Origin of the sequence: Pseudomonas floridensis (assembly GCF_002087235.1) — a bacterium.
GTDB lineage: Bacteria > Pseudomonadota > Gammaproteobacteria > Pseudomonadales > Pseudomonadaceae > Aquipseudomonas > Aquipseudomonas floridensis.
In genome coordinates this window covers 12,759-32,322 of sequence record NZ_MUIO01000061.1, presented here as the reverse complement: position 1 = coordinate 32,322, position 19,564 = coordinate 12,759, and the positions used below count along the sequence as shown (strand labels likewise).

19 protein-coding genes and 1 pseudogene are annotated in these 19,564 nt (G+C 61.5%); 15 read left to right on the top strand and 5 right to left on the bottom strand.

The features are described from left to right. Window positions 1–10 precede the first annotated feature (10 nt). The 9 genes from mdcA (at window position 11) to madM (ending at window position 7,332) form a co-directional block, all read left to right on the top strand. Window positions 11–1,687: a malonate decarboxylase subunit alpha gene (gene mdcA / locus BZK31_RS15730; protein WP_083183881.1), complete on the top strand. Its 1,677-nt coding sequence runs from the start codon at window positions 11–13 to the stop codon at window positions 1,685–1,687. Continuing rightward, a complete protein-coding gene (locus BZK31_RS15725; protein ID WP_083183880.1) occupies window positions 1,687–2,574 on the top strand; it encodes a triphosphoribosyl-dephospho-CoA synthase in 888 nt (295 codons plus the stop codon). The genes mdcA and BZK31_RS15725 overlap by 1 nt, the downstream gene beginning before the upstream one ends. A 1-nt stretch (window position 2,575) precedes the next feature. After that, complete coding sequence (locus BZK31_RS15720; protein ID WP_029244352.1) at window positions 2,576–2,875, top strand: malonate decarboxylase subunit delta; 300 nt, start codon at window positions 2,576–2,578, stop codon at window positions 2,873–2,875. Continuing rightward, window positions 2,868–3,719 carry a biotin-independent malonate decarboxylase subunit beta gene (locus tag BZK31_RS15715; RefSeq protein ID WP_083183879.1) on the top strand — a complete coding sequence of 284 codons (852 nt, stop codon included), beginning with the start codon at window positions 2,868–2,870 and terminating at the stop codon, window positions 3,717–3,719. The genes BZK31_RS15720 and BZK31_RS15715 overlap by 8 nt, the downstream gene beginning before the upstream one ends. Then, a complete protein-coding gene (gene mdcE / locus BZK31_RS15710; RefSeq protein WP_083183878.1) occupies window positions 3,716–4,516 on the top strand; it encodes a biotin-independent malonate decarboxylase subunit gamma in 801 nt (266 codons plus the stop codon). The genes BZK31_RS15715 and mdcE overlap by 4 nt, the downstream gene beginning before the upstream one ends. Beyond that, entirely contained in the window at window positions 4,510–5,148 is a 639-nt protein-coding gene (locus BZK31_RS15705; RefSeq protein WP_083183877.1) for a malonate decarboxylase holo-ACP synthase, read from the top strand. Before mdcE ends, BZK31_RS15705 begins: the two co-directional genes overlap by 7 nt. Next, the gene (gene mdcH, locus BZK31_RS15700; RefSeq protein ID WP_083183876.1) at window positions 5,145–6,080 is read left to right on the top strand and encodes a malonate decarboxylase subunit epsilon; all 936 of its coding nucleotides are present in this window, start codon (window positions 5,145–5,147) and stop codon (window positions 6,078–6,080) included. Before BZK31_RS15705 ends, mdcH begins: the two co-directional genes overlap by 4 nt. A 69-nt stretch (window positions 6,081–6,149) precedes the next feature. After that, on the top strand, window positions 6,150–6,566 hold the full coding sequence (madL, locus tag BZK31_RS15695) for a malonate transporter subunit MadL (RefSeq protein ID WP_083183875.1): 417 nt from the start codon (window positions 6,150–6,152) through the stop codon (window positions 6,564–6,566). A 1-nt stretch (window position 6,567) separates the two neighbouring features. After that, on the top strand, window positions 6,568–7,332 hold the full coding sequence (madM, locus tag BZK31_RS15690) for a malonate transporter subunit MadM (RefSeq protein ID WP_083183874.1): 765 nt from the start codon (window positions 6,568–6,570) through the stop codon (window positions 7,330–7,332). 41 nt (window positions 7,333–7,373) lie between these two features. Here the strand turns inward: madM and BZK31_RS15685 are convergent, their stop codons facing one another. Beyond that, entirely contained in the window at window positions 7,374–8,300 is a 927-nt protein-coding gene (locus BZK31_RS15685) for a LysR family transcriptional regulator (RefSeq protein WP_083183905.1), read from the bottom strand. Window positions 8,301–8,454: 154 nt separating this feature from the next. Between BZK31_RS15685 and trhA the strand changes: the two genes are divergently transcribed. The 3 genes and pseudogenes from trhA (at window position 8,455) to BZK31_RS15670 (ending at window position 9,808) form a co-directional block, all read left to right on the top strand. Continuing rightward, window positions 8,455–9,069 carry a PAQR family membrane homeostasis protein TrhA gene (trhA, locus tag BZK31_RS15680; RefSeq protein WP_083183873.1) on the top strand — a complete coding sequence of 205 codons (615 nt, stop codon included), beginning with the start codon at window positions 8,455–8,457 and terminating at the stop codon, window positions 9,067–9,069. Window positions 9,070–9,167: 98 nt separating this feature from the next. Continuing rightward, a pseudogene (locus BZK31_RS15675) lies at window positions 9,168–9,524 on the top strand (type II toxin-antitoxin system RelE/ParE family toxin). Next, the gene (locus tag BZK31_RS15670) at window positions 9,521–9,808 is read left to right on the top strand and encodes an XRE family transcriptional regulator (RefSeq protein WP_083183872.1); all 288 of its coding nucleotides are present in this window, start codon (window positions 9,521–9,523) and stop codon (window positions 9,806–9,808) included. The pseudogene BZK31_RS15675 and the gene BZK31_RS15670 overlap by 4 nt, the downstream one beginning before the upstream one ends. Window positions 9,809–9,855: 47 nt before the next feature. Here the strand turns inward: BZK31_RS15670 and BZK31_RS15665 are convergent, their stop codons facing one another. Together BZK31_RS15665 and BZK31_RS15660 are read right to left on the bottom strand one after the other, a co-directional pair. Next, window positions 9,856–10,575 (bottom strand): 16S rRNA (uracil(1498)-N(3))-methyltransferase, encoded by a 720-nt coding sequence (locus BZK31_RS15665; protein WP_083183871.1) that lies wholly within the window; start codon window positions 10,573–10,575, stop codon window positions 9,856–9,858. A 219-nt stretch (window positions 10,576–10,794) separates the two neighbouring features. Then, the gene (locus tag BZK31_RS15660) at window positions 10,795–12,201 is read right to left on the bottom strand and encodes an adenosylmethionine--8-amino-7-oxononanoate transaminase (protein ID WP_083183870.1); all 1,407 of its coding nucleotides are present in this window, start codon (window positions 12,199–12,201) and stop codon (window positions 10,795–10,797) included. Between the two features lie 210 nt (window positions 12,202–12,411). Between BZK31_RS15660 and BZK31_RS15655 the strand changes: the two genes are divergently transcribed. The 3 genes from BZK31_RS15655 (at window position 12,412) to BZK31_RS15645 (ending at window position 15,836) form a co-directional block, all read left to right on the top strand. Continuing rightward, window positions 12,412–14,298, top strand: coding sequence for a flavin monoamine oxidase family protein (locus BZK31_RS15655; protein ID WP_083183869.1), 1,887 nt, complete (start codon window positions 12,412–12,414; stop codon window positions 14,296–14,298). Window positions 14,299–14,681: 383 nt separating this feature from the next. Next, a complete protein-coding gene (locus BZK31_RS15650; protein WP_083183868.1) occupies window positions 14,682–15,230 on the top strand; it encodes a cytochrome b in 549 nt (182 codons plus the stop codon). A 27-nt stretch (window positions 15,231–15,257) separates the two neighbouring features. Beyond that, entirely contained in the window at window positions 15,258–15,836 is a 579-nt protein-coding gene (locus BZK31_RS15645; protein WP_083183867.1) for a YceI family protein, read from the top strand. 599 nt (window positions 15,837–16,435) lie between these two features. Here the strand turns inward: BZK31_RS15645 and rhlE2 are convergent. Continuing rightward, window positions 16,436–18,331 (bottom strand): RNA helicase RhlE2, encoded by a 1,896-nt coding sequence (gene rhlE2 / locus BZK31_RS15640; protein WP_083183866.1) that lies wholly within the window; start codon window positions 18,329–18,331, stop codon window positions 16,436–16,438. Between the two features lie 312 nt (window positions 18,332–18,643). Beyond that, window positions 18,644–19,504, bottom strand: coding sequence for a methylenetetrahydrofolate reductase [NAD(P)H] (metF, locus tag BZK31_RS15635; RefSeq protein WP_279628806.1), 861 nt, complete (start codon window positions 19,502–19,504; stop codon window positions 18,644–18,646). Window positions 19,505–19,564 lie beyond the last annotated feature (60 nt).

The following is a 19,564-nucleotide window of genomic DNA, read 5'->3' as shown; positions in this document are numbered from 1 at the left end:
TGGAGCGATCATGACAACAACAACTTCCCCCGACGCGCGCTGGACGCGTCGCCGTACCGAGAAGCAGCGGCGGCTCGAACAGGTGCGGGCCCTGGCCGACGGCGTGGTGCTGCCGACCGACAACATCGTTGCGGCGCTGGAGGCCCTGTTGGTGTCCGGTGACCGGGTCGTGCTCGAGGGCAACAACCAGAAACAGGCCGACTTTCTGTCCCGGTCCCTCGCCAAAATCGACCCGGCCAAGGTGCACGACTTGCACATGATCATGCCAAGCGTCGGGCGCGCCGAGCACCTGGACCTGTTCGAGCAGGGCATCGCCCGCAAGCTGGATTTCTCTTTCGCCGGTACGCAAAGCCTGCGCATCAGCCAGTTGCTGGAAGACGGTCTGCTGGAAATCGGCGCGATTCACACCTACATCGAGCTGTATTCGCGACTGGTGGTCGATCTGATTCCCAATGTGGTGCTGGCCGCCGGTTTCATGGCGGACAAGGCGGGCAATATCTACACCGGCCCCAGCACCGAAGACACGCCAGCATTGATCGAACCGGCCGCCTTCAGTGACGGCATCGTCATCGTGCAGGTCAATCAACTGGTTGAGGACGTCACCGACTTGCCACGCGTGGACATTCCGGCCTCGTGGGTGGATTTCGTGGTGGTGGCCGACAAACCGTTCTATATCGAGCCACTGTTCACCCGCGATCCGCGCCATATCAAGCCGGTGCACGTGCTGATGGCGATGATGGCGATTCGCGGTATCTACGAGAAGCACAACGTCCAGTCGCTCAACCATGGTATCGGTTTCAACACCGCCGCCATCGAACTGATTCTGCCGACCTACGGCGAGTCGCTGGGTTTGAAAGGCAAGATCTGCCGCAACTGGACGCTCAATCCGCACCCGACCCTGATCCCGGCCATTGAAAGCGGCTGGGTCGAGAGCGTGCATTGCTTCGGCACCGAACTGGGTATGGAAAACTACATCGCCGCACGCCCCGACGTGTTCTTCACCGGGCGTGACGGTTCGCTGCGTTCCAACCGGCAACTGTGCCAGCTTGCCGGTCAGTACGCGGTGGACCTGTTCATCGGCGCGACCTTGCAGGTCGATGGCGATGGGCATTCCTCCACCGTCACTCGCGGCCGTCTGGCAGGCTTCGGTGGCGCGCCGAACATGGGTCACGACCCGCGAGGCCGCCGCCATGCGACTCCCGCCTGGCTGGACATGCGTCAGCAGAACGATGACGGGCCCGCCGCCTATCTGGAGCGCGGCAAGAAGCTGGTGGTGCAGATGGTCGAAACGTTCCAGGAAGGCGGCAAACCGACCTTCGTCGAAACGCTCGACGCCGTGGAGGTTGCCCGCAAGAGCGGCATGCCGCTGGCTCCGATCATGATTTACGGGGATGACGTGACGCACTTGCTGACTGAGGAGGGCATCGCCTACCTCTACAAGGCGCGCAACCTGGAAGAGCGTCAGGCGATGATCGCCGCCGTCGCCGGGGTGACCGCCATCGGCTTGCGCCACAACCCCAAGGACACCGCCCGCATGCGCCGCGAAGGCCTGATCGCACTGCCCGAAGACCTTGGCATCCGCCGCACCGACGCCAGCCGTGAATTGCTCGCCGCCAAAAGTATCAGTGATCTGGTCGAGTGGTCCGGTGGCCTCTACAACCCGCCTGCCAAATTCAGGAGCTGGTGATGAGTGCACTTCAACGGACACCGCAACCCGTTTCTCTGGCCGAGCGACTGGCCGATCTGGCCGTCGATGCGCTGATGGACGAGGTCAATCTGTCGCCCAAGCCCGCGCTGGTCGATCGACGCGGCAACGGCGCGCATACCGATCTGCACCTGGGGCTCATGCATGCCTCGGCGCTGTCGCTGTGGCCAACGTTCAAACTGATGGCCGAGGCCGCTGCGCAGTTCAAGTCCATTGGCCAACCGTTGCGCGAAGAACTGGGTCGCCTGGGACGGGAAGGTGAAGCAGCGATGTTGCTGACCACAGGCGGAGTGAACACCCATCGTGGTGCCATCTGGGCGTTAGGGCTGCTGGTGACCGCCGCTGCCCTGAACGCCGACGACTGCACGCCAGATGCGGTTTGTCAGCGTGCGGCACGACTGGCGCTGATCGAAGATCGTCAGCTCGTCGCCACCAACAGCCACGGCAGCGTGGTCGCCAGACGCTACGGCGCAATGGGCGCTCGCGAGCAGGCGCAACAGGGCTTTCCCGCCGTGATGAAGGTCGCGCTGCCGCAGTTGCACCGCAGCCGCGCCGCCAGCAGTGGCGAGCAGAACGCACGTCTGGATGCGTTGCTGGCCATCATGACCACGCTTGCCGACACCTGCGTGCTCTACCGCGCCGGGCTTGAGGGCTTGCAGGCCATGCAACAGGGCGCGCAGCGCGTGCTGGACGCCGGTGGCAGCGCCAGTCTGGCGGGGCGTCGTGCGCTGCATGAACTCGATCAGCAATTGCTGGCGCTCAACGCTTCGCCCGGTGGTGCAGCTGATCTGCTGGCCGCCTGCCTGTTTATCGATGGTCTTGAGTCTGCGCTCGGCCTTGTATCGAGTCTTGCACCGAGGAGTGCCTGATATGGAAACCCTGTCTTTTGAATTCCCCGCTGGCCAGCCGCCCAAGGGCCGTGCGCTGGTGGGCTGTGTCGGCTCCGGCGATCTGGAAGTGCTGCTGGAACCCGGACAGCCGGGCAAGCTGACAATCGAAGTAGTGACCTCGGTCAACGGCGCCTCGTTGCGTTGGAAGCACCTGTTCGAGCGCATGTTCGACGGCCAGACCCCGCCTGCACTCAGCATCGACATTCACGACTTCGGCGCGACGCCAGGCGTGGTGCGGCTGCGCATGGAGCAGGGCTTCGAGGAGGTCGGCCATGACTGATACCGCACGCTTGTTGAGTCAGCACAGCTTTATCGAATTGGGTGCCCGTCAGCGCGCCCGTGCCTTGCTGGATGCTGGCACCTTTCGCGAATTGATCGACCCGTTCGACCGCGTCATGTCGCCCTGGTTGGCTCGGCAGGGCGTCGTGCCTCAGGCCGATGACGGCGTGGTGGTCGCCAAGGGCACGGTCGAGGGTCTGCCGGTGGTCATCGCGGCCATCGAAGGCGCATTTCAGGGCGGCAGCATGGGTGAGGTGGGCGGCGCGAAAATGGCCGGCGCACTGGAGCTGGCTGCCGAGGACAACCGCAATGGCATTCCGACCGCCGCCATCGTGCTGCTGGAAACCGGTGGCGTGCGTTTACAGGAAGCCAATCTGGGTCTGGCGGCCATTGCCGAGATTCATGCCGCAATCGTCGATCTGCGCCAGTACCAGCCGGTCATCGGTGTAGTGGCCGGCAGCGTTGGCTGTTTTGGCGGGATGTCTATCGCGGCCGGGCTGTGCAGTTATCTGTTGGTGACCCAGGAAGCTCGCCTGGGTCTGAACGGTCCGCAAGTGATCGAACAGGAAGCCGGCATCGAAGAATACGATTCCCGCGATCGGCCCTTCATCTGGAGCCTGACCGGTGGCGAGCAGCGCTTCGCCAGCGATCTGGTAGACGGTTTCGCCGCCGACGACGTGGCGGCCATCAGGCAACAGGTCAGTGACTGGCTCATACAGGGTGTGCCTGCGCAGCATCGCAGCAGCCGACACGCGCTGTTTCTGGAACGCCTGGCGAATCTGCAGACCGAGTCGCAGATCGATCCACAGGCCGTGCGTACCCTCTTTCAAGGAGCCCGCTCATGAGTGCTCAACAACGGGGTTTGAACTGGTTCAACGCGCTGAGCGCCGGGGCGACGCCGGTCGTCGGTCTGCCAGCCTCGCTTAAAGTGGCCGACGGGGTGCTGGGCGATCAGCCGGTGCGCTTTCTGGCGGTAGTGACCGATCCGGACAACCGCTTTCCTCGGGCGCGCCAAGGCGAAGTCGGCCTGCTGGAGGGCTGGGGGCTTGCCAGTGCGGTGGACGACGCCATCGAGCAGGATCGGCACCGCGACGAAAAGCGAGCGTTGATCGCCATCGTCGATGTACCGAGCCAGGCCTATGGCCGCCGCGAAGAAGCGTTGGGCATTCATCAGGCGCTGGCAGGTGCGGTGGACAGCTATGCGCGGGCTCGGCTGGCGGGCCATCCGGTGATCGGCCTGCTGGTCGGCAAAGCCATGTCCGGGGCTTTTCTGGCGCACGGCTACCAGGCCAATCGGCTGATCGCGTTGCGTGATCCGGGCGTGATGGTCCATGCCATGGGCAAGGCGTCGGCAGCCCGTGTCACGCTGCGCAGCGTCGAGGAGCTGGAAAAGCTTGCGTCGACGATACCGCCGATGGCCTACGACATCGACAATTACGCCAGCCTCGGGCTGCTGTGGGAAATCCTGTCGGTCAGTCAGATCGAGCAGCCGGGCGCAGAAGACCTGACGCAGGTGCGTAATGTGCTCAGCAGTGCGATCAAGGACGTTCGGGCGACCGGCAACGACCTGAGCAGCCGCCTTGGTGCGAGCAATCGCGCGGCGTCGGCCAGGGTCCGCGAACTTCTGCGGGCGCAATGGTGAGCAGCGAAGCATCGGCAGTGCTGCCCCACGATTTGTTGTGGGGCATGCCGCTGTCCGCTTTGCCCGACGACGCGCCCCGCTGGGCCGTCGAAGGCGTGCTTGCCTGTCGGCCGGTGGTGGTGCGGCGTCAGAATGTTGCGGCGGGCCAGGTTGCAGTGGGGCTGCGCGGTCGTGCTCGTGAACAGCGTTATGCGGCGATCATGTCCAGCGCTGACATAACGCGCCGGGTCAGTCCGGAGCAACTGGTGAATGAGGTCGACGCGGGCGTGCATGACTGGCCTGCGCTACGGGCCTTGCGTCAGGTCCGCCCGGTCATGGATTCGTTGGCGTTGAACTGGGGCGTCGGCGGTAGTGCCGGGTTCGAACTGGCCAGCGGGTTTGGCGCACTGCACCAGGACAGTGATCTGGATTTGATCCTGCGCACGCCACAGTTCATGGATCGACACTTTGCCGCTGAGCTGGTGGAGGCGCTGGAAACCTCGGTGTGCCGCGTCGACGTTCAGTTGCAACTGGAACAGGGCGCCGTTGCGCTGCGCGAGTGGGCTCGGCCATCGGCCAGGGTTCTGCTCAAGAGCGCCAGCGGAGCCAGGCTGGTTGTGAATCCCTGGCAACCGGCCGAGGTGTGCGCATGAGCCGCTTTTGGGTGTTTCCCGGCCAGGGCGCGCAACAGGCAAACATGCTGCATCGTCTGCCGGGCGAACCGGTCACGAGTGATTGCCTGAATCAGGCCTCATCGGTACTGGGTGAGGACGTCATGACGCTGGATACCGCCCAGGCGCTGCAATCGACGCGTGCCGTTCAACTCTGTCTGCTGATCGCCGGGGTGGCCTGCGCCCGGCTGTTGCAGGCGCATGGCTGTACACCTGATTACGTCGCCGGGCTTTCCATCGGTGCCTATCCGGCGGCGGTGATCAGCAACGCACTGGATTTCGAAGATGCGCTGCGTCTGGTGGCCCTGCGCGGCGAACTGATGCAAGACGCCTACCCGGAAGGCTATGGTATGACGGCGCTCATCGGGCTGGATCAGGCACAGGTCGAAGCGATGATCGCTCAGGTCCACAGTGCCGAAACGCCGGTCTTTCTCGCCAACATCAATGCCGACAATCAGTTGGTCATTGCGGGCAGTACCGAGGCGATGCTTCAGGTCGGACGGCTGGCCAGGTCTGCGGGTGCAGCCGCCATCAAGCGTCTGGCGGTCAGCGTGCCGTCGCACTGCTCGCTGCTGGAAAAGCCCGCACAGACGCTGGCCGATGCCTTCGCCAGGGTCCGGATCAACAAGCCGAGCGTGCGCTACCTGAGCGGCAGCACGGCGCGCCCGGTGCTAGATGTTGAAAAGTTGCGCGACGACCTGGCCTTCAACATGTGCCGCGTCATCGACTGGCGCAGCACCGTGGAAACCGCCTATGAGCGTGGCGTGCGTCTGCAGATCGAACTGCCGCCCGGTGCCGTGCTGACCGGGCTGGCGCGCCGTGTATTCGAACAGGGAACGGCCGTGGCCTTTCAGGCGGCGCGTCTGGACAGTCTGGTCGCGCTATCGCGAGAGGAGGGATCACGCACCCCATAGAAACGCCGTGCAGCTGCTACGAAGGACAAAAACAACAACTTCAGCAATGCAAACAGAGGAATAACAACAATGATTATCTACGGTGTGGCTCTACTCGCTATTTGCACCCTGGTCGGGGTCATTCTCGGCGACATGCTCGGTGTCCTGCTGGGCGTCAAATCCAACGTCGGCGGGGTCGGCATCGCCATGATCCTGCTGATTTGCGCTCGTCTCTGGATGCAGAAACACGGCGGCATGACCAAGGACTGTGAAATGGGCGTCGGCTTCTGGGGCGCGATGTACATTCCGGTGGTGGTCGCCATGGCAGCGCAACAGAACGTCGTCACGGCTCTTAAAGGCGGCCCGGTGGCAGTGCTTGCGGCCATCGGTTCGGTCGTGTTGTGCGCCTGCACCATCGCAGTCATCAGCCGCACCAACCGGGGCGAACCGCTGCCCAGGGAAGAGTCGCTGCTGACACCGGATGTCACCCCGGCAGGAGGACGCTGACATGTGGGATCTCATCGAAAAGGGGCTTGAACACAACGGTCTGATCACCGCATTCGCGTTCGTCGGCGTCATCATGTGGGTGTCGGTGGTGCTGTCCAAACGGCTGACGTTCGGTCGGGTGCACGGTTCGGCCATCGCCATTGTCATCGGCCTTATCCTCGCCTGGGTGGGCGGCACGCTCACCGGCGGCCAGAAAGGTCTGGCCGACATGGCGCTGTTCTCCGGGATCGGTTTGATGGGGGGGGCGATGCTGCGTGATTTCGCCATCGTCGCCACGGCGTTCGAAGTCCAGGCCACCGAAGCGCGCAAGGCCGGGATGATCGGCGCGGTTGCTTTGCTGCTGGGCACCATTGTGCCGTTCATCGTCGGCGCGAGCATTGCCTGGCTGTTCGGCTATCGGGATGCAATCAGCATGACCACCATCGGCGCGGGGGCTGTGACCTATATCGTTGGTCCGGTGACCGGCGCGGCGCTTGGGGCCTCCTCCGACGTCATGGCGCTGTCGATTGCGACTGGCCTGATCAAGGCGATTCTGGTGATGGTCGGCACACCAATGGCGGCGCGCTGGATGGGGCTGGACAATCCGCGCTCGGCAATGGTGTTCGGCGGTCTGGCCGGGACGGTCAGTGGCGTGACGGCCGGGCTTGCGGCAACGGATCGGCGTCTTGTGCCTTACGGCGCGTTGACCGCCACTTTTCACACCGGACTGGGCTGTCTGCTCGGGCCTTCGGTGCTGTACTTCATCGTACGTGGCATCGTTGGCTAACGATTGAATCCGGGCTTCTGCACGCCATTGACGCGCAGCGCTCAGGTCGCCTGCTCGAGCAACCGGTTTGCGTACATTCGGCATTCCGCTACCAGCGCCAGCAGATTGGGATCGCGCTCCTTGGACTTGAGAAACACCATGCCGATGTGTTGCTGCATCCGGTAGCGCTGCTGCAGCCGGATCAGCCGCACGCGGTTTTCATAGACCGCTGCAATACGCCCGGGCAACAGCGCATAGCCGACCCCGGAGCTGACCATGCTCAGCAGCGTGAAGATGTCGTTGACCTGCATCGCCACCTTGGGCTCGAAACCCGCCTGTTCGAACACCCGGATGCCGTCGCGATGCGTGGCGAAGCCTTGGGTGAGGGTGATGAATGTCGCTTCGCGCAGGTCGCTCAGATCCACTTCACTGTGCCCGGCGAACGGCGAGTCGGTGGGCACGGCGAGAAAGATATCGTCGGAAAACAGCGCCAGGTGCTCACAGTCCGGGTCGTTGGTGCTCTCGTCCAGCGACACCAGCATCGCGTCCACTTCCATGTTTTTGAGCTTGTACAGCAGGTCGATGTTCGAACCCAGAATCAGGTCGATATTCAGCTCGCTGCGGCGGATCTTCAGGCCCATGATCAACTGCGGCACGGTCTTGACCGTCAGTGAGTACAACGCCCCGAGCCGGAACCGCGCTGCCGAGAAACCGGCGGCCTGACGCGTCATCTCCACCGTGGTCAGCACCTCCTGAACCAGCTTCTGCGCCCGCTCTTCCAGTACGTAAGCACTTTCCAGCGGGGTCAGATTGCGGCCTTCGTGCTTGAACAGCGGGCAGCGCAGGGCGCTTTCCAGTGAATGAATGGCGCGATGCACACTGACGTTGCTGGTCTGCAACTCCGCGGCGGCGCGAGCCAGATTGCCGGTGCGCATGAAGGCCAGGAAGATTTCCAGTTTCTTGAGCGTGAGTTCGTCATCGATCTGCATGGCGTGGCGTTTGTTATTGAGGTGGATGGATTGTGCACAACTCATCCAGCGTTGGCTGCCTGAAATCGCTGTCACGGACAGACGTGTTGCACTTTGTTTCAATAACCGGGAGCCTCTGCAATCAACGTCTTCGGTAAAACAAGGTAATACGCGGATGTACTACGGAGAAAAATTCAACGCCTGGTCTCATCTGGTCGGCGCAGTGCTGGCAGCCATCGGAGCGATCTGGCTGCTGGTCATGGCGAGTCTGCATGGCGATGTCTGGAAGGTGGTCAGCATGGCCATTTACGGCGTCTGTCTGGTCACGCTGTACAGCGTCTCGACGGTTTACCACAGTGTCAAAGGGCGTCCGAAATCGATCATGCAGAAGGTCGATCACTTCTCGATCTACTTGATGATCGCGGGCAGTTACACACCGTTCTGCCTCGTGACCCTGCGCGGCGCATGGGGCTGGACCCTGTTCGGTATTGTCTGGGCGCTGGCGCTGATCGGCATCCTGCAGGAAATCAAACCTCGCTCCGAAGCCCGAATACTCTCCATCGTGATCTACGCCGTGATGGGCTGGATCGTCCTGGTCGCCATCAAGCCGCTGCTGGCAGCGCTCGGGATGGCTGGCTTCATCTGGCTGGCAGGCGGCGGCATCCTCTACACCGTCGGCATCCTCTTCTTCGCCTACGACCACATCCGCCACTGGCACGGCATCTGGCACCTGTTCGTGATCGGCGGCAGCCTGATGCACTTTGTGGCGATCTGCTTTTATGTGCTTTGAACCGGGGTCACGCGTAACAACAGATGACGGAATGAGTCCTCACTTACCATCGGACAATTGAGCGTTGATAGGTGAACCTATTTTGGTACGGGTGGCGCATGAGCAAAAAGCCCCCGACTCTAAACGTCAGCTTTTTCTGCACGGAGGCAGGTAATGAACCCGTATGAGAATGGCTTGCCGAATTACCCCGAGATGACCGTAAGGCCATTGGTACCGACATCATGACAGTGCAGTTTGGCTGGCCCATCGGAATGCAGGTGGTCAGAAAGATGGAGGCTGATCTTTGGGAGGTCAGAACCGATTTAAAAAATACGATAGCCCGAGCGCTGTTCACGCTTTCGGGAAACACAATGGTCTTGCTTCATGGCTTCATCAAGAAGAGTGACAAGACCCCTGCGTCTGATCTGGCGACGGCCAAGCGACGCAAAGCGCAATTAGAGAGTAACAAGTCATGAACAAGCATATAGGTTCCGATTTCGATGACTTTCTTGCTGAGCAAAGTCTCGCTGAAGAAGTGTCTGCTGCTGCTCTCAAGCGTGTGATCGAGACCATGAAGCGTCAAAAAGTGAGCAAGAAGGCGTTGGCTGAACGCATGCAAGCAAGTCGTTCGGCCGTCGACAGGGCTCTGGACCAGAACGACGCCGGGATGACGCTGGCTACGCTGGCCAGCGCTGCTCGCGCGCTCGGACAAAGGGTTGAGGTACGCCTCGTGCCCGAGTGGGACGAAGCTCACGTTTAAGTGTTGCAGACCTGCACGTTCCCAGCGCCTGGGCACTGCCGGCTTGGCTAGAAATCCCCCCACAATTGCTGCGCCACACTAAGTGCTACAACCGGGGCGGTTTCGGTGCGCAGGACGCGTGGGCCGAGGCGGGCGGCGTGGAAGCTGGCGTTTTTGGCCTGATCGACTTCGGTGTCGTTCAAGCCGCCTTCCGGGCCGATGAGGAAGGCCAGGCTTGCCGGTTTTTCGTGGCTGGTCAGGGGTTCGGCGACGGGGTGCAGGACCAGTTTCAGGTCGGCGTCGGTCTGTTTCAGCCAGTCGGCCAAGGGCATGGGCGGATGGATCACCGGCACCACGGAGCGGCCGCATTGTTCGCAGGCGCTGATCGCAATCTGTTGCCAATGCGCCTGACGCTTTTCCGCACGTTCATCCTTTAGGCGCACTTCACAGCGCTCGCTGACGATCGGCGTGATTTCGCTGACGCCCAGTTCGGTAGCTTTCTGAATCGCCCAATCCATGCGCTCACCACGGGACAGCCCTTGACCCAGATGAATGCGCAGTCCCGACTCTACCTGACCGGCAAATTGCTCATCCAGTTGAACCCGCACACGCTTCTTGCCGACTTCCAGCAAGGTGCCGCGAAACTCGCTGCCGGAACCGTCGAAGAGTTGCAGGGCATCGCCTTCGGTCATGCGCAGTACGCGACTGATGTAGTGCGCCTGGGCTTCGGGCAGTTCGTGCTCGCCAAGGCTCAGGGGCGTGTCGGTGAAAAAGCGGGACAGTCTCATGGTGTTTCTCTGTAGGCGTACGGATGTGTTTGTCTTGAGATCGCCTTCGCGGACAAGTCCGCTCCCACGAAGTATGCGTTCCATGCGTTCCAAAGTGGGAGCGGACCCCCACGAAGTATGCGTTCCATGCGGTCCGAAGTGGGAGCGGACTCCCACGAAGTATGCGTTCCAAAGTGGGAGCGGACTCGTCCGCGATGGCGTCGGTCTTTTATCGCCAGCTCAGCCCGGATCCCTGAAGTCCGGATGGAAATTCTCACGCACCGCCACACTGATGCTGCTGCGCGTGGCGATGTCGATGCCTTCGCTGGCGACCTGCGCGAGAAAGTCGATCTGTTCCGGCGTGATCACGTAGGGCGGCAGAAAGTACACCACGCTGCCCAGTGGCCTGAGTAACGCGCCGCGTTCAAGGGCGTGCTGGAAAACCTTCATGCCACGGCGTTCCTGCCATGGATAAGCGGTCTTGCTGGCTTTGTCCTGAACCATCTCGATGGCAATCGCCATGCCGGTCTGGCGCACTTCCGCGACATGGGGGTGATCGGCCAGGTGGGCGGTGGCGGTGGCCATGCGTTGCGCCAGCGCCTTGTTGTTCTCGATGACGTTGTCCTGCTCGAAAATATCCAGTGTCGCCAGCGCCGCCGCGCAGGCCAGCGGATTGCCCGTGTAGCTGTGCGAATGCAGAAAGGCTCGCAGCGTCGGGTAGTCATCGTAGAAGGCGTCGTAGACGTCGTCGGTCGTCAGGCAGGCGGCCAGCGGCAGGTAGCCCCCGGTCAGCGCCTTGGACAGGCATAGAAAATCCGGGCGAATGCCTGCCTGCTCACACGCGAACATCGTGCCGGTACGACCGAAGCCCACGGCAATCTCGTCATGAATCAGGTGCACGCCGTAGCGATCACACGCCTCGCGCAGCAATTTGAGGTAGATCGGGTGATACATGCGCATGCCGCCCGCGCCCTGAATCAGGGGCTCGACGATTACGGCGGCAACACTGGCGTGGTGTTCGGCCAGGGTCTGCTCCATAGCGGCGAACATGTTGCGCGAGTGTTCTTCCCAACTCATGCCCTCGGGCCGGTGATAGCAGTCAGGGCTCGGCACCTTGAGGGTGTCCAGCAGCAGCGCCTTGTAGGTTTCGGTGAACAGCGGCACGTCGCCCACCGACATCGCAGCCATGGTTTCGCCGTGGTAGCTGTTGGTCAGGGTCACAAAGCGCTTTTTGTCGGGCTGGCCGCGGTTGAGCCAGTAATGAAAGCTCATTTTCAACGCCACTTCGATGCAGGATGAACCGTTATCGGCGTAGAAGCAGCGAGTCAGGCCCTCAGGCGTGAGCTTCACCAGACGCTCCGACAGCTCGATCACTGGCTGGTGACTGAAACCGGCGAGGATAACGTGCTCCAGTTGATCGACCTGATCCTTGATGCGCTGATTGATGCGCGGGTTGGCGTGTCCGAACACGTTGACCCACCAGGAGCTGACGGCGTCCAGGTAGCGCTTGCCTTCGAAGTCTTCGAGCCACACGCCTTCGCCGCGCTTGATGGGTATGAGCGGCAGGTTTTCGTGGTCTTTCATCTGGGTGCAGGGGTGCCACAGGACCTTGAGGTCACGTTGCATCCACTGGTCATTCAGGCCCATTTGCAATCTCCGGGTAGCGACTCGCTCAAGGCGAGGACGAACAATCGCGCAAGCCTATGCAATGCCCGGCTGTGTCACAACCTTTCATCCAACTTTAAGGCGCAACGGACGTTGCTGGCGGCTATCTGATGGCTCGCGTATCCTACCTCGCTATTCGATGTTCCGGGCTGACTGGCCCAACCTTCCCCTTGTTTTTTCGGAGTTCACGGAATGCTTTCTGGGTGGCTGCGCGCGTGTGCGCTGATAGTGACAGGGCTGGTCAGCGTTTCGACGCTCGCCGATGAAAAACAACGAACTGCAATCGTCGTCGGCGGCGGCATGGCAGGCCTGACGGCGGCTTACGAACTGCAAGTCAAAGGCTGGCAGGTCACGCTGCTGGAAGCCAAGCCGGGTCTGGGCGGACGCTCGGGCCTGGCCACCAGCGAGTGGATCGGCAACACCAAGGCACAGCCGGTGCTCAATCGCTATCTGGACACGTTCAAACTGGCGACGGTGCCTGCGCCCGAGTTCGTGCGCACGCCCAGCTACCTGATCGATGGTGTGCATTTCACCCAGGCGGATCTGGCGGTCAAGCAACCCGCTACGGCCGACGCCATCAAGCGTTACAACGAGACGCTGGACAACCTGGCCCGCTCGATCACCGACCCGGAAAATCCGGCAGCCAACAGCACATTGTTTGCGCTGGACCAGATCAACGTCGCCAACTGGCTGGATCGCCTGAGCCTGCCTGCCACGGCGCGTCAGCTGATCAATCAGCAGATCCGTACACGCTACGATGAGCCTTCGCGCCTGTCGCTGTTGTATTTCGCCCAGCAGTCCAGCGTCTATCGTTCGGTGGACGAGCGCGATCTGCGCGCCTCGCGTCTGCCCGGCGGCAGTGCGGTGCTGGCTCAGGCCTTCGTCAAACAGCTGAAAACCATCAAGACCAACTCGCCGGTTTCTGCGGTCATTCAGGACAAGGACCACGTCACGATCAAGGCCGGTGCAACCAGCTACACCGCCGATTACGTCGTCATGGCCGTGCCGCTGCGTTCGCTGAGCAAGATTCAGATGACGCCTGCGCTGGATGCCCAGCACATGGGCGCGATCAAGAGCACCAATTACGGCTGGCGCGACCAGATCATGCTCAAGTTCAAGACCCCGGTCTGGGACAGCAAGGCGCGCATGTCGGGTGAGGTGTTCAGCAACACCGGTCTGGGCATGCTGTGGATCGAGCCTGCGCTCAAGGGCGGCGCCAACGTCGTCATCAACCTGTCCGGCGACAATGCCCGCATCATGCAGGCGTTCGGTGACAAGCAACTGGTCGATCAGGTGCTGATCCGTCTGCACGCGTTCTACCCCGAAGCCCGCGGCGCCTACACCGGCTACGAGATCCGTCGCTACAGCGTCGATCCGTCGACCGGCGGTTCATACCTGGCTTTCGGTCCCGGCCAGATCAGCAAGTACTGGCGCTTGTGGGAAAGGCCGATCCAGCGCGTAGCCTTTGCCGGTGAGCACACCGACACCTTGTACCCGGGCACGCTGGAAGGTGCATTGCGCAGCGGTCAGCGTGCGGCCGGTCAGGTTCAGGATCTGGCGGCAGGCAAATCGTTCGAGCCGGTCAAGGTGGCTCCACCGAAGGCACCGGCACCCGCGCCGCAGAAATCGGAAGGCAACTTCTTCAGCAATCTGTTTGGTGGTTCATCCGATAAACCGGCCGAGCCTGCTGAGTCCGCCAAGCCGCAAGCTGAGCAAAAAGGCTTCTTCTCGCGCTGGTTCGGCGGCTCGGACGCTCCGGCACCCGCGCCAGCACCGGTCGAGAAGGCTCCAGAACCTGCACCCGCGCCCGCGCCGGTTCCCGTCGCTCCGGCCGTCGTCCCTGTGGTTGCGCCGCCTGTGAAGGCAGAGCCTGCCAAGAAGCCTGCAGCCAAGGCTGAACCGGCGAAGAAGACTCAGCACAAGGAGCCGGCCAAGAAGGAGCCTGCGAAGAAAGAACCGGTCAAGAAAGAGCCGGCAAAAAAGGAACCTGTGAAAAAGGCTCCGGCCAAGACCGATGACGCTCAAAAGGCCCCGGCCAAGGCTGCCACCGACACGGCACCAACTGACGTCAAGAACTGACGGGCAATCGTCGAGCGAAGGGGCACGGTGTAAACCGCGCCCCTTTTTTTGTGCGCGTCGTATTCGTTCTTTGTGTGGGGCCTGTGGCAGAACGGTCCTGCGGGACGCAATGATGCCGTTCATCGGCACCGGACGGCCGACGGTCCCGGCAAAGTGTTACAGAACTGAAATTATCGGGATGCTGATGAGGCAAGGTCAGCCTTGCGTCGTCCTGACAGGCTTTCACGCCTCGTTGCGGGCACATGAAGGATTTGGCGGATCGAGAAAGGGCTAAGTCCCGGTCAGCGATCAATCATGTTCTTCGATGCATCAAAGCGAAATTTTGCGCTTTCATTCGATAGATAAAAAGCTAGTCTGGTAACACTTCTGACAAGGTATTGGCAATGCAGCTACGTAACTCATCCTCTCGCTACGGTCTGATCAGCATGGTGCTGCACTGGGGTGTAGCCGTTGTAGTGTTTGGCTTGTTCGCACTGGGGCTCTGGATGGTCGGGCTGGATTACTACGATACCTGGCGCAAGGCCGGGCCTGATCTGCACAAGAGCATTGGCATCACCCTGTTTGCGATCATGCTGATTCGCGTGGTCTGGCGTCTGCTCAGTCCGCCTCCGCCGCCGTTGTCGAGCTACAGTCGTATGACACGCATCGGGGCCGCGTTCGGTCATCTGTTTCTGTACGTTGCGCTGTTTGCCGTGATGTTTGCCGGTTACCTCATCTCCACCGCCGATGGCGTGGGGATTCCAGTGTTCGGTCTGTTCGAGATACCTGCGCTGGTTTCGGGCCTTCCGGGACAGGCGGAAAATGCCGGCTGGATTCACCTGTATCTGGCCTGGACCCTCGTGATTTTCGCGGGGCTCCATGGCCTGGCTGCACTGAAACACCACTTCATCGATCGCGATGTGACCCTCAAACGTATGCTGGGTCGTCATTGATTGTTCAACCAAAACGGGAATAAAAGCATGTTGAAGAAGTCTCTCGCCGCTCTGGCTCTGGGTACCGCACTGTTGTCCGCCGGTCAGGCAATGGCAGCCGACTATGTTATCGACAAGGAAGGTCAGCACGCTTTCGTTGACTTCAAGATCAGCCACCTGGGCTACAGCTTCATCCACGGTACGTTCAAGGACTGGGACGGCACGTTCAGCTTCGACGCTGCCAAGCCTGAAGCCAGCAAGATCGCTGTCGAACTGAAGACCGCCAGCCTGTTCACCAACCATGCCGAGCGTGACAAGCACATCCTCAGCAAGGACTTCCTGGACGCCGGTAAATACCCGGAAGCCAAGTTCGTTTCTACCAGCATCAAGTCCACCGGCGAGAAGACTGCCGACGTGACCGGCGACCTGACCCTGCACGGCGTGACCAAGCCAATCGTTATCAAGGCTACGTTCAACGGCGAAGGCAAGGATCCGTGGGGCGGCTACCGTGCCGGCTTCAACGGCACCTCGACGCTCAACCTGAACGACTTCGGCATCAAAGGCCCTGGCCCGACGTCGCAGACGCTGGACCTGGACATCACCTTCGAAGGCGTACAGAAGAAGTAAGCGTTCGCCTGAACGAAAAAACGCCGACCCTTGGGTCGGCGTTTTCGTGTGTGGCCTTCCAGATAGAGAAGTCACGGCCAGTGGAGGCTCACAGTAGGAGCGGACTCGTCCGCGAAAAGATGTGCACAGCCTCTCCATCGGCAGCGCCTGACATATCGCTTTCGTGGACAAGTCCACTCCCACAGGGTATGCGGCAGTCAGTGGGAGCGGACTCGTCCGCGAAGAGATGTGCATAGTCTCTCCATCGGCAGCGCCTGATGCGTTGCTTTCGTGGACAAGTCCACTCCTAAGGGGTATGCGCCAGTCAGTGGGAGCGGACTCGTCCGCGAAGAGATGTGCACAGTCTCTCCATCGGCAGTGTCTGATGCGTTGCTTTGTGGACAAGTCCACTCCCACGGGTGATGCGCCAGCCAGTGGGAGCGGACTCGTCTGCGAAAGAGGTACACGCGATAAGGATGCAGAGCCTGGCGACCGCTTTCGTGGACAAGTCCACTCCTACAAGCGTTTGCCAGAACCTGATGGTGTCCAGATTTTTCTATGCTGGGCTACAAACAAAGACGCCCCGAACAGGTCGGGGCGTCTTGTGTTTACAGCGGCTGTCAGCTATCGCGATTGCGGGTCAGCAGGGCCGGTTTTTCACCGCGCGGACGCGTTGGCAACTGGTCCAGTTGCTCGGCAGACGGGAAACGGTCGATCTTCGATTCCTTGTGCACGATCTTGGGCTGTGGTTGACCATCGCGCTGGCTGCGAACCACCGGCTCCTGAGGTTCGCGTGGGGCGCGATCATCACGGGCCGGGCGACGGTTGCGCGGTGCTTGGCCGTCACGCGAGCGTGGTGCTGAGCCCGTGCCTGCGCCAGCACCGTTGCGCTTGGGTGCGCCAGTGCCGGAACCTGTGCGTGCGCCGCCACCGGTGCGACCCGGATTGGCAGGACGCGCCGCGCCACCTGCGGCTGGTGCTGCGCCGGTGGCCGCGCCAGGACGACGGCCACGGTTCTGGCCTTTGCCCTGATACGGACTCACGTAGTCGGCGCGGTTGCCGAAGTTGTCCACTTCGTCATCCAGAAACTCGTCCGGTGCACGGTCCGACTGCGGGCGTGGTGCCGCAGCCTGCGAAGCACGTTGTTCGCCGCGAGGCGTGCCTTCACGAGGTTTTTTTTCGCGTGGCGGGCGGGCAGGGCGCTCGCCATTGGCGGCCGCTGCGGCTGGTTTTTCCTTGCCTTTATCCTTTCCCTTGTCGCGACGACCGCCGTTGTTCTTGTCGCCATCACCACGGGCAGGACGTGCGCCACGTGGATTACGCACATCGGGACGCTCACGCACTTCAGGCTTTTCGGCCTCGACTGCAGTGATGTCGAAGCCCATCAGATCGCCGTCAGGGATCTTCTGTTTGGTCATGCGCTCGATACTTTTGAGCAGCTTTTCTTCGTCCGGAGCGACCAGCGAGATGGCTTCACCCGAGCGACCTGCACGGCCGGTACGACCGATGCGGTGAACGTAGTCTTCATCGACGTTCGGCAATTCGAAGTTGACCACGTGTGGCAACTGGTCGATATCCAGACCGCGTGCGGCGATATCGGTAGCGACCATGATGCGCACATCGCCGGCCTTGAAGTCGGCCAGCGCTTTGGTTCGGGCGTTCTGGCTCTTGTTGCCGTGGATCGCGACGGCAGCAAGGCCGTGCTTGTCCAGGTACTCGGCCAGACGGTTGGCGCCGTGCTTGGTGCGAGTGAACACCAGCACTTGTTCCCAGGCGCCAACGGTGATCAGGTGCGCCAGCAGCGAACGCTTGTGGTTGGCGGCCAGGCGGAACACCCGTTGCTCGATACGCTCGACCGTGGTGTTCGGCGGCGTGACTTCGATGCGCTCGGGGTTATGCAGCAGTTTGCCGGCCAACGCGGTGATGTCATTGGAAAAGGTGGCCGAGAACAGCAGGTTCTGGCGCTTGGCAGGCAAGCGGGCCAGCACTTTCTTGACGTCATGGACGAAGCCCATGTCGAGCATCCGGTCTGCTTCATCGAGCACCAGGATTTCAACGTGGGACAGGTCGACGCTGCCTTGTCCGGCCAGGTCAAGCAGGCGGCCGGGGCAGGCTACCAGTACGTCCACACCACGGGACATGGCTTGAACCTGTGGGTTCATGCCGACGCCGCCGAAGATACAGGCGCTGACGAACTTCAGGTCGCGGGCATAGATCTTGAAGCTCTCATGCACCTGTGCGGCCAGTTCGCGGGTCGGGGTCAGGACCAGCACGCGGGGTTGGCGCGGGCCATGACGCTGGGATTTGTCCGGAACACCATTGGGAAACAGCCGCTCCAGAATAGGGAGGGCGAAGCCGCCGGTTTTACCAGTACCTGTCTGTGCCGCAACCATCAGGTCGCGACCTTGCAACACGGCGGGAATGGCCCGCTGTTGCACCGGAGTAGGCTGGGTGTAGCCCGCTGCCTCGATGGCGCGGACTAGAGCCTCGGAGAGACCGAGGGAAGCAAAGGACATGAGTAATCCTGTTCTGTTGGAGCTTAAGCTCAAGGGATGTCTTGCCTGGCGCGAATGGCGTGTAAAGACAACGCGATCCCGTCCGGTCCTGCGGGGTCTTAAGTTCATCTCGTGACGCCTGCACCTGTTGGAAAGTGTGCTGTTGGCGTGAGCGAGGTGACGATTGCAAGACCGAGCGTCCGGGCGTAAGCCTGGCGGGAAGGCTGGAGTATAACAGAGCGAGCGCAATACGCTGCTTTCCTGCTGCCCAACGGTGTAGTGCGCCGCGATCTCCCGGAAATTGTCAGGGAAATCGCGGTATTGCAGCGGCTGTCAGCGTGGCAGTTTGAGGTTGTTCCAGACTGCCAGGCTCGGATCCGCCTGATTCAGGGTGTAGAAGTGCAGGCCGGGTGCGCCGCCCTGGAGCAGGCGCTCGCACATTTCAGTGATGACGTCTTCGCCGAACGACTGAATGCTTTGCACGTCATCGCCATACGCTTCCAGCTGCTTGCGGATCCAGCGCGGGATTTCCGCACCACAGGCATCGGAGAAGCGCGCCAGCTTGCTGTAGTTGGTGATTGGCATGATGCCCGGCACGATAGGGATGTTCACGCCCATCTTCTGCACGCGCTCGACAAAGTAGAAATAACTGTCGGCGTTGAAGAAGTATTGGGTGATCGCACTGTCGGCACCGGCATTGGCCTTGTTGACGAAGTGCTTGAGGTCGTCTTCGAAATTGCGCGCCTGCGGGTGCATTTCCGGGTAGGCGGCGACTTCAATGTGGAAGTGGCTGCCGGTCTCTTCGCGAATGAAACTGACCAGATCATTGGCGTGACGCAGTTCGCCGCTGGCCATGCCCATGCCGGAAGGCAGGTCGCCGCGCAGCGCAACGATACGCTTGATGCCGGCTTCCTTGTACTGGCTCAGCAGGCTGCGCAAGTCAGCCTTGCTGTCACCGACACACGACAAGTGCGGGGCGGCAGGCACTTTGACTTCGTTCTCCAGCTGCAGCACGGTGTTGAGCGTGCGGTCGCGGGTCGAACCACCGGCACCATAGGTGCAGGAGAAAAAATCCGGATTGTAGCTTGCCAGCTGACGCGCAACGGTCAGCAGCTTTTCATGTCCAGCATCGGTCTTGGTGGGGAAGAACTCGAAGCTGTAGCGACGTTCTTGGCTCATGGAGGCCGATCTCATCTTGAAGCGAACGGGAGGTCGCAGAGTGTGGGGGCGGACTGGTCCGCGAAGAAATCTGCC

Bases quoted from the DNA above. Each gene is read 5' to 3' on its own strand.
- mdcE (WP_083183878.1), top strand. From the start codon at position 3,716: ATGAGTGCTCAACAACGGGGTTTGAACTGGTTCAACGCGCTGAGCGCC.
- madL (WP_083183875.1), top strand. From the start codon at position 6,150: ATGATTATCTACGGTGTGGCTCTACTCGCTATTTGCACCCTGGTCGGG.
- BZK31_RS15655 (WP_083183869.1), top strand. From the start codon at position 12,412: ATGCTTTCTGGGTGGCTGCGCGCGTGTGCGCTGATAGTGACAGGGCTG.
- trhA (WP_083183873.1), top strand. From the start codon at position 8,455: ATGTACTACGGAGAAAAATTCAACGCCTGGTCTCATCTGGTCGGCGCA.
- rhlE2 (WP_083183866.1), bottom strand. From the start codon at position 18,331: ATGTCCTTTGCTTCCCTCGGTCTCTCCGAGGCTCTAGTCCGCGCCATC.
- metF (WP_279628806.1), bottom strand. From the start codon at position 19,504: ATGAGATCGGCCTCCATGAGCCAAGAACGTCGCTACAGCTTCGAGTTC.
- BZK31_RS15650 (WP_083183868.1), top strand. From the start codon at position 14,682: ATGCAGCTACGTAACTCATCCTCTCGCTACGGTCTGATCAGCATGGTG.
- BZK31_RS15660 (WP_083183870.1), bottom strand. From the start codon at position 12,201: ATGGGCCTGAATGACCAGTGGATGCAACGTGACCTCAAGGTCCTGTGG.
- BZK31_RS15665 (WP_083183871.1), bottom strand. From the start codon at position 10,575: ATGAGACTGTCCCGCTTTTTCACCGACACGCCCCTGAGCCTTGGCGAG.
- madM (WP_083183874.1), top strand. From the start codon at position 6,568: ATGTGGGATCTCATCGAAAAGGGGCTTGAACACAACGGTCTGATCACC.
- BZK31_RS15715 (WP_083183879.1), top strand. From the start codon at position 2,868: ATGACTGATACCGCACGCTTGTTGAGTCAGCACAGCTTTATCGAATTG.
- BZK31_RS15720 (WP_029244352.1), top strand. From the start codon at position 2,576: ATGGAAACCCTGTCTTTTGAATTCCCCGCTGGCCAGCCGCCCAAGGGC.
- BZK31_RS15705 (WP_083183877.1), top strand. From the start codon at position 4,510: ATGGTGAGCAGCGAAGCATCGGCAGTGCTGCCCCACGATTTGTTGTGG.
- BZK31_RS15645 (WP_083183867.1), top strand. From the start codon at position 15,258: ATGTTGAAGAAGTCTCTCGCCGCTCTGGCTCTGGGTACCGCACTGTTG.
- BZK31_RS15725 (WP_083183880.1), top strand. From the start codon at position 1,687: ATGAGTGCACTTCAACGGACACCGCAACCCGTTTCTCTGGCCGAGCGA.
- BZK31_RS15685 (WP_083183905.1), bottom strand. From the start codon at position 8,300: ATGCAGATCGATGACGAACTCACGCTCAAGAAACTGGAAATCTTCCTG.
- mdcA (WP_083183881.1), top strand. From the start codon at position 11: ATGACAACAACAACTTCCCCCGACGCGCGCTGGACGCGTCGCCGTACC.
- mdcH (WP_083183876.1), top strand. From the start codon at position 5,145: ATGAGCCGCTTTTGGGTGTTTCCCGGCCAGGGCGCGCAACAGGCAAAC.
- BZK31_RS15670 (WP_083183872.1), top strand. From the start codon at position 9,521: ATGAACAAGCATATAGGTTCCGATTTCGATGACTTTCTTGCTGAGCAA.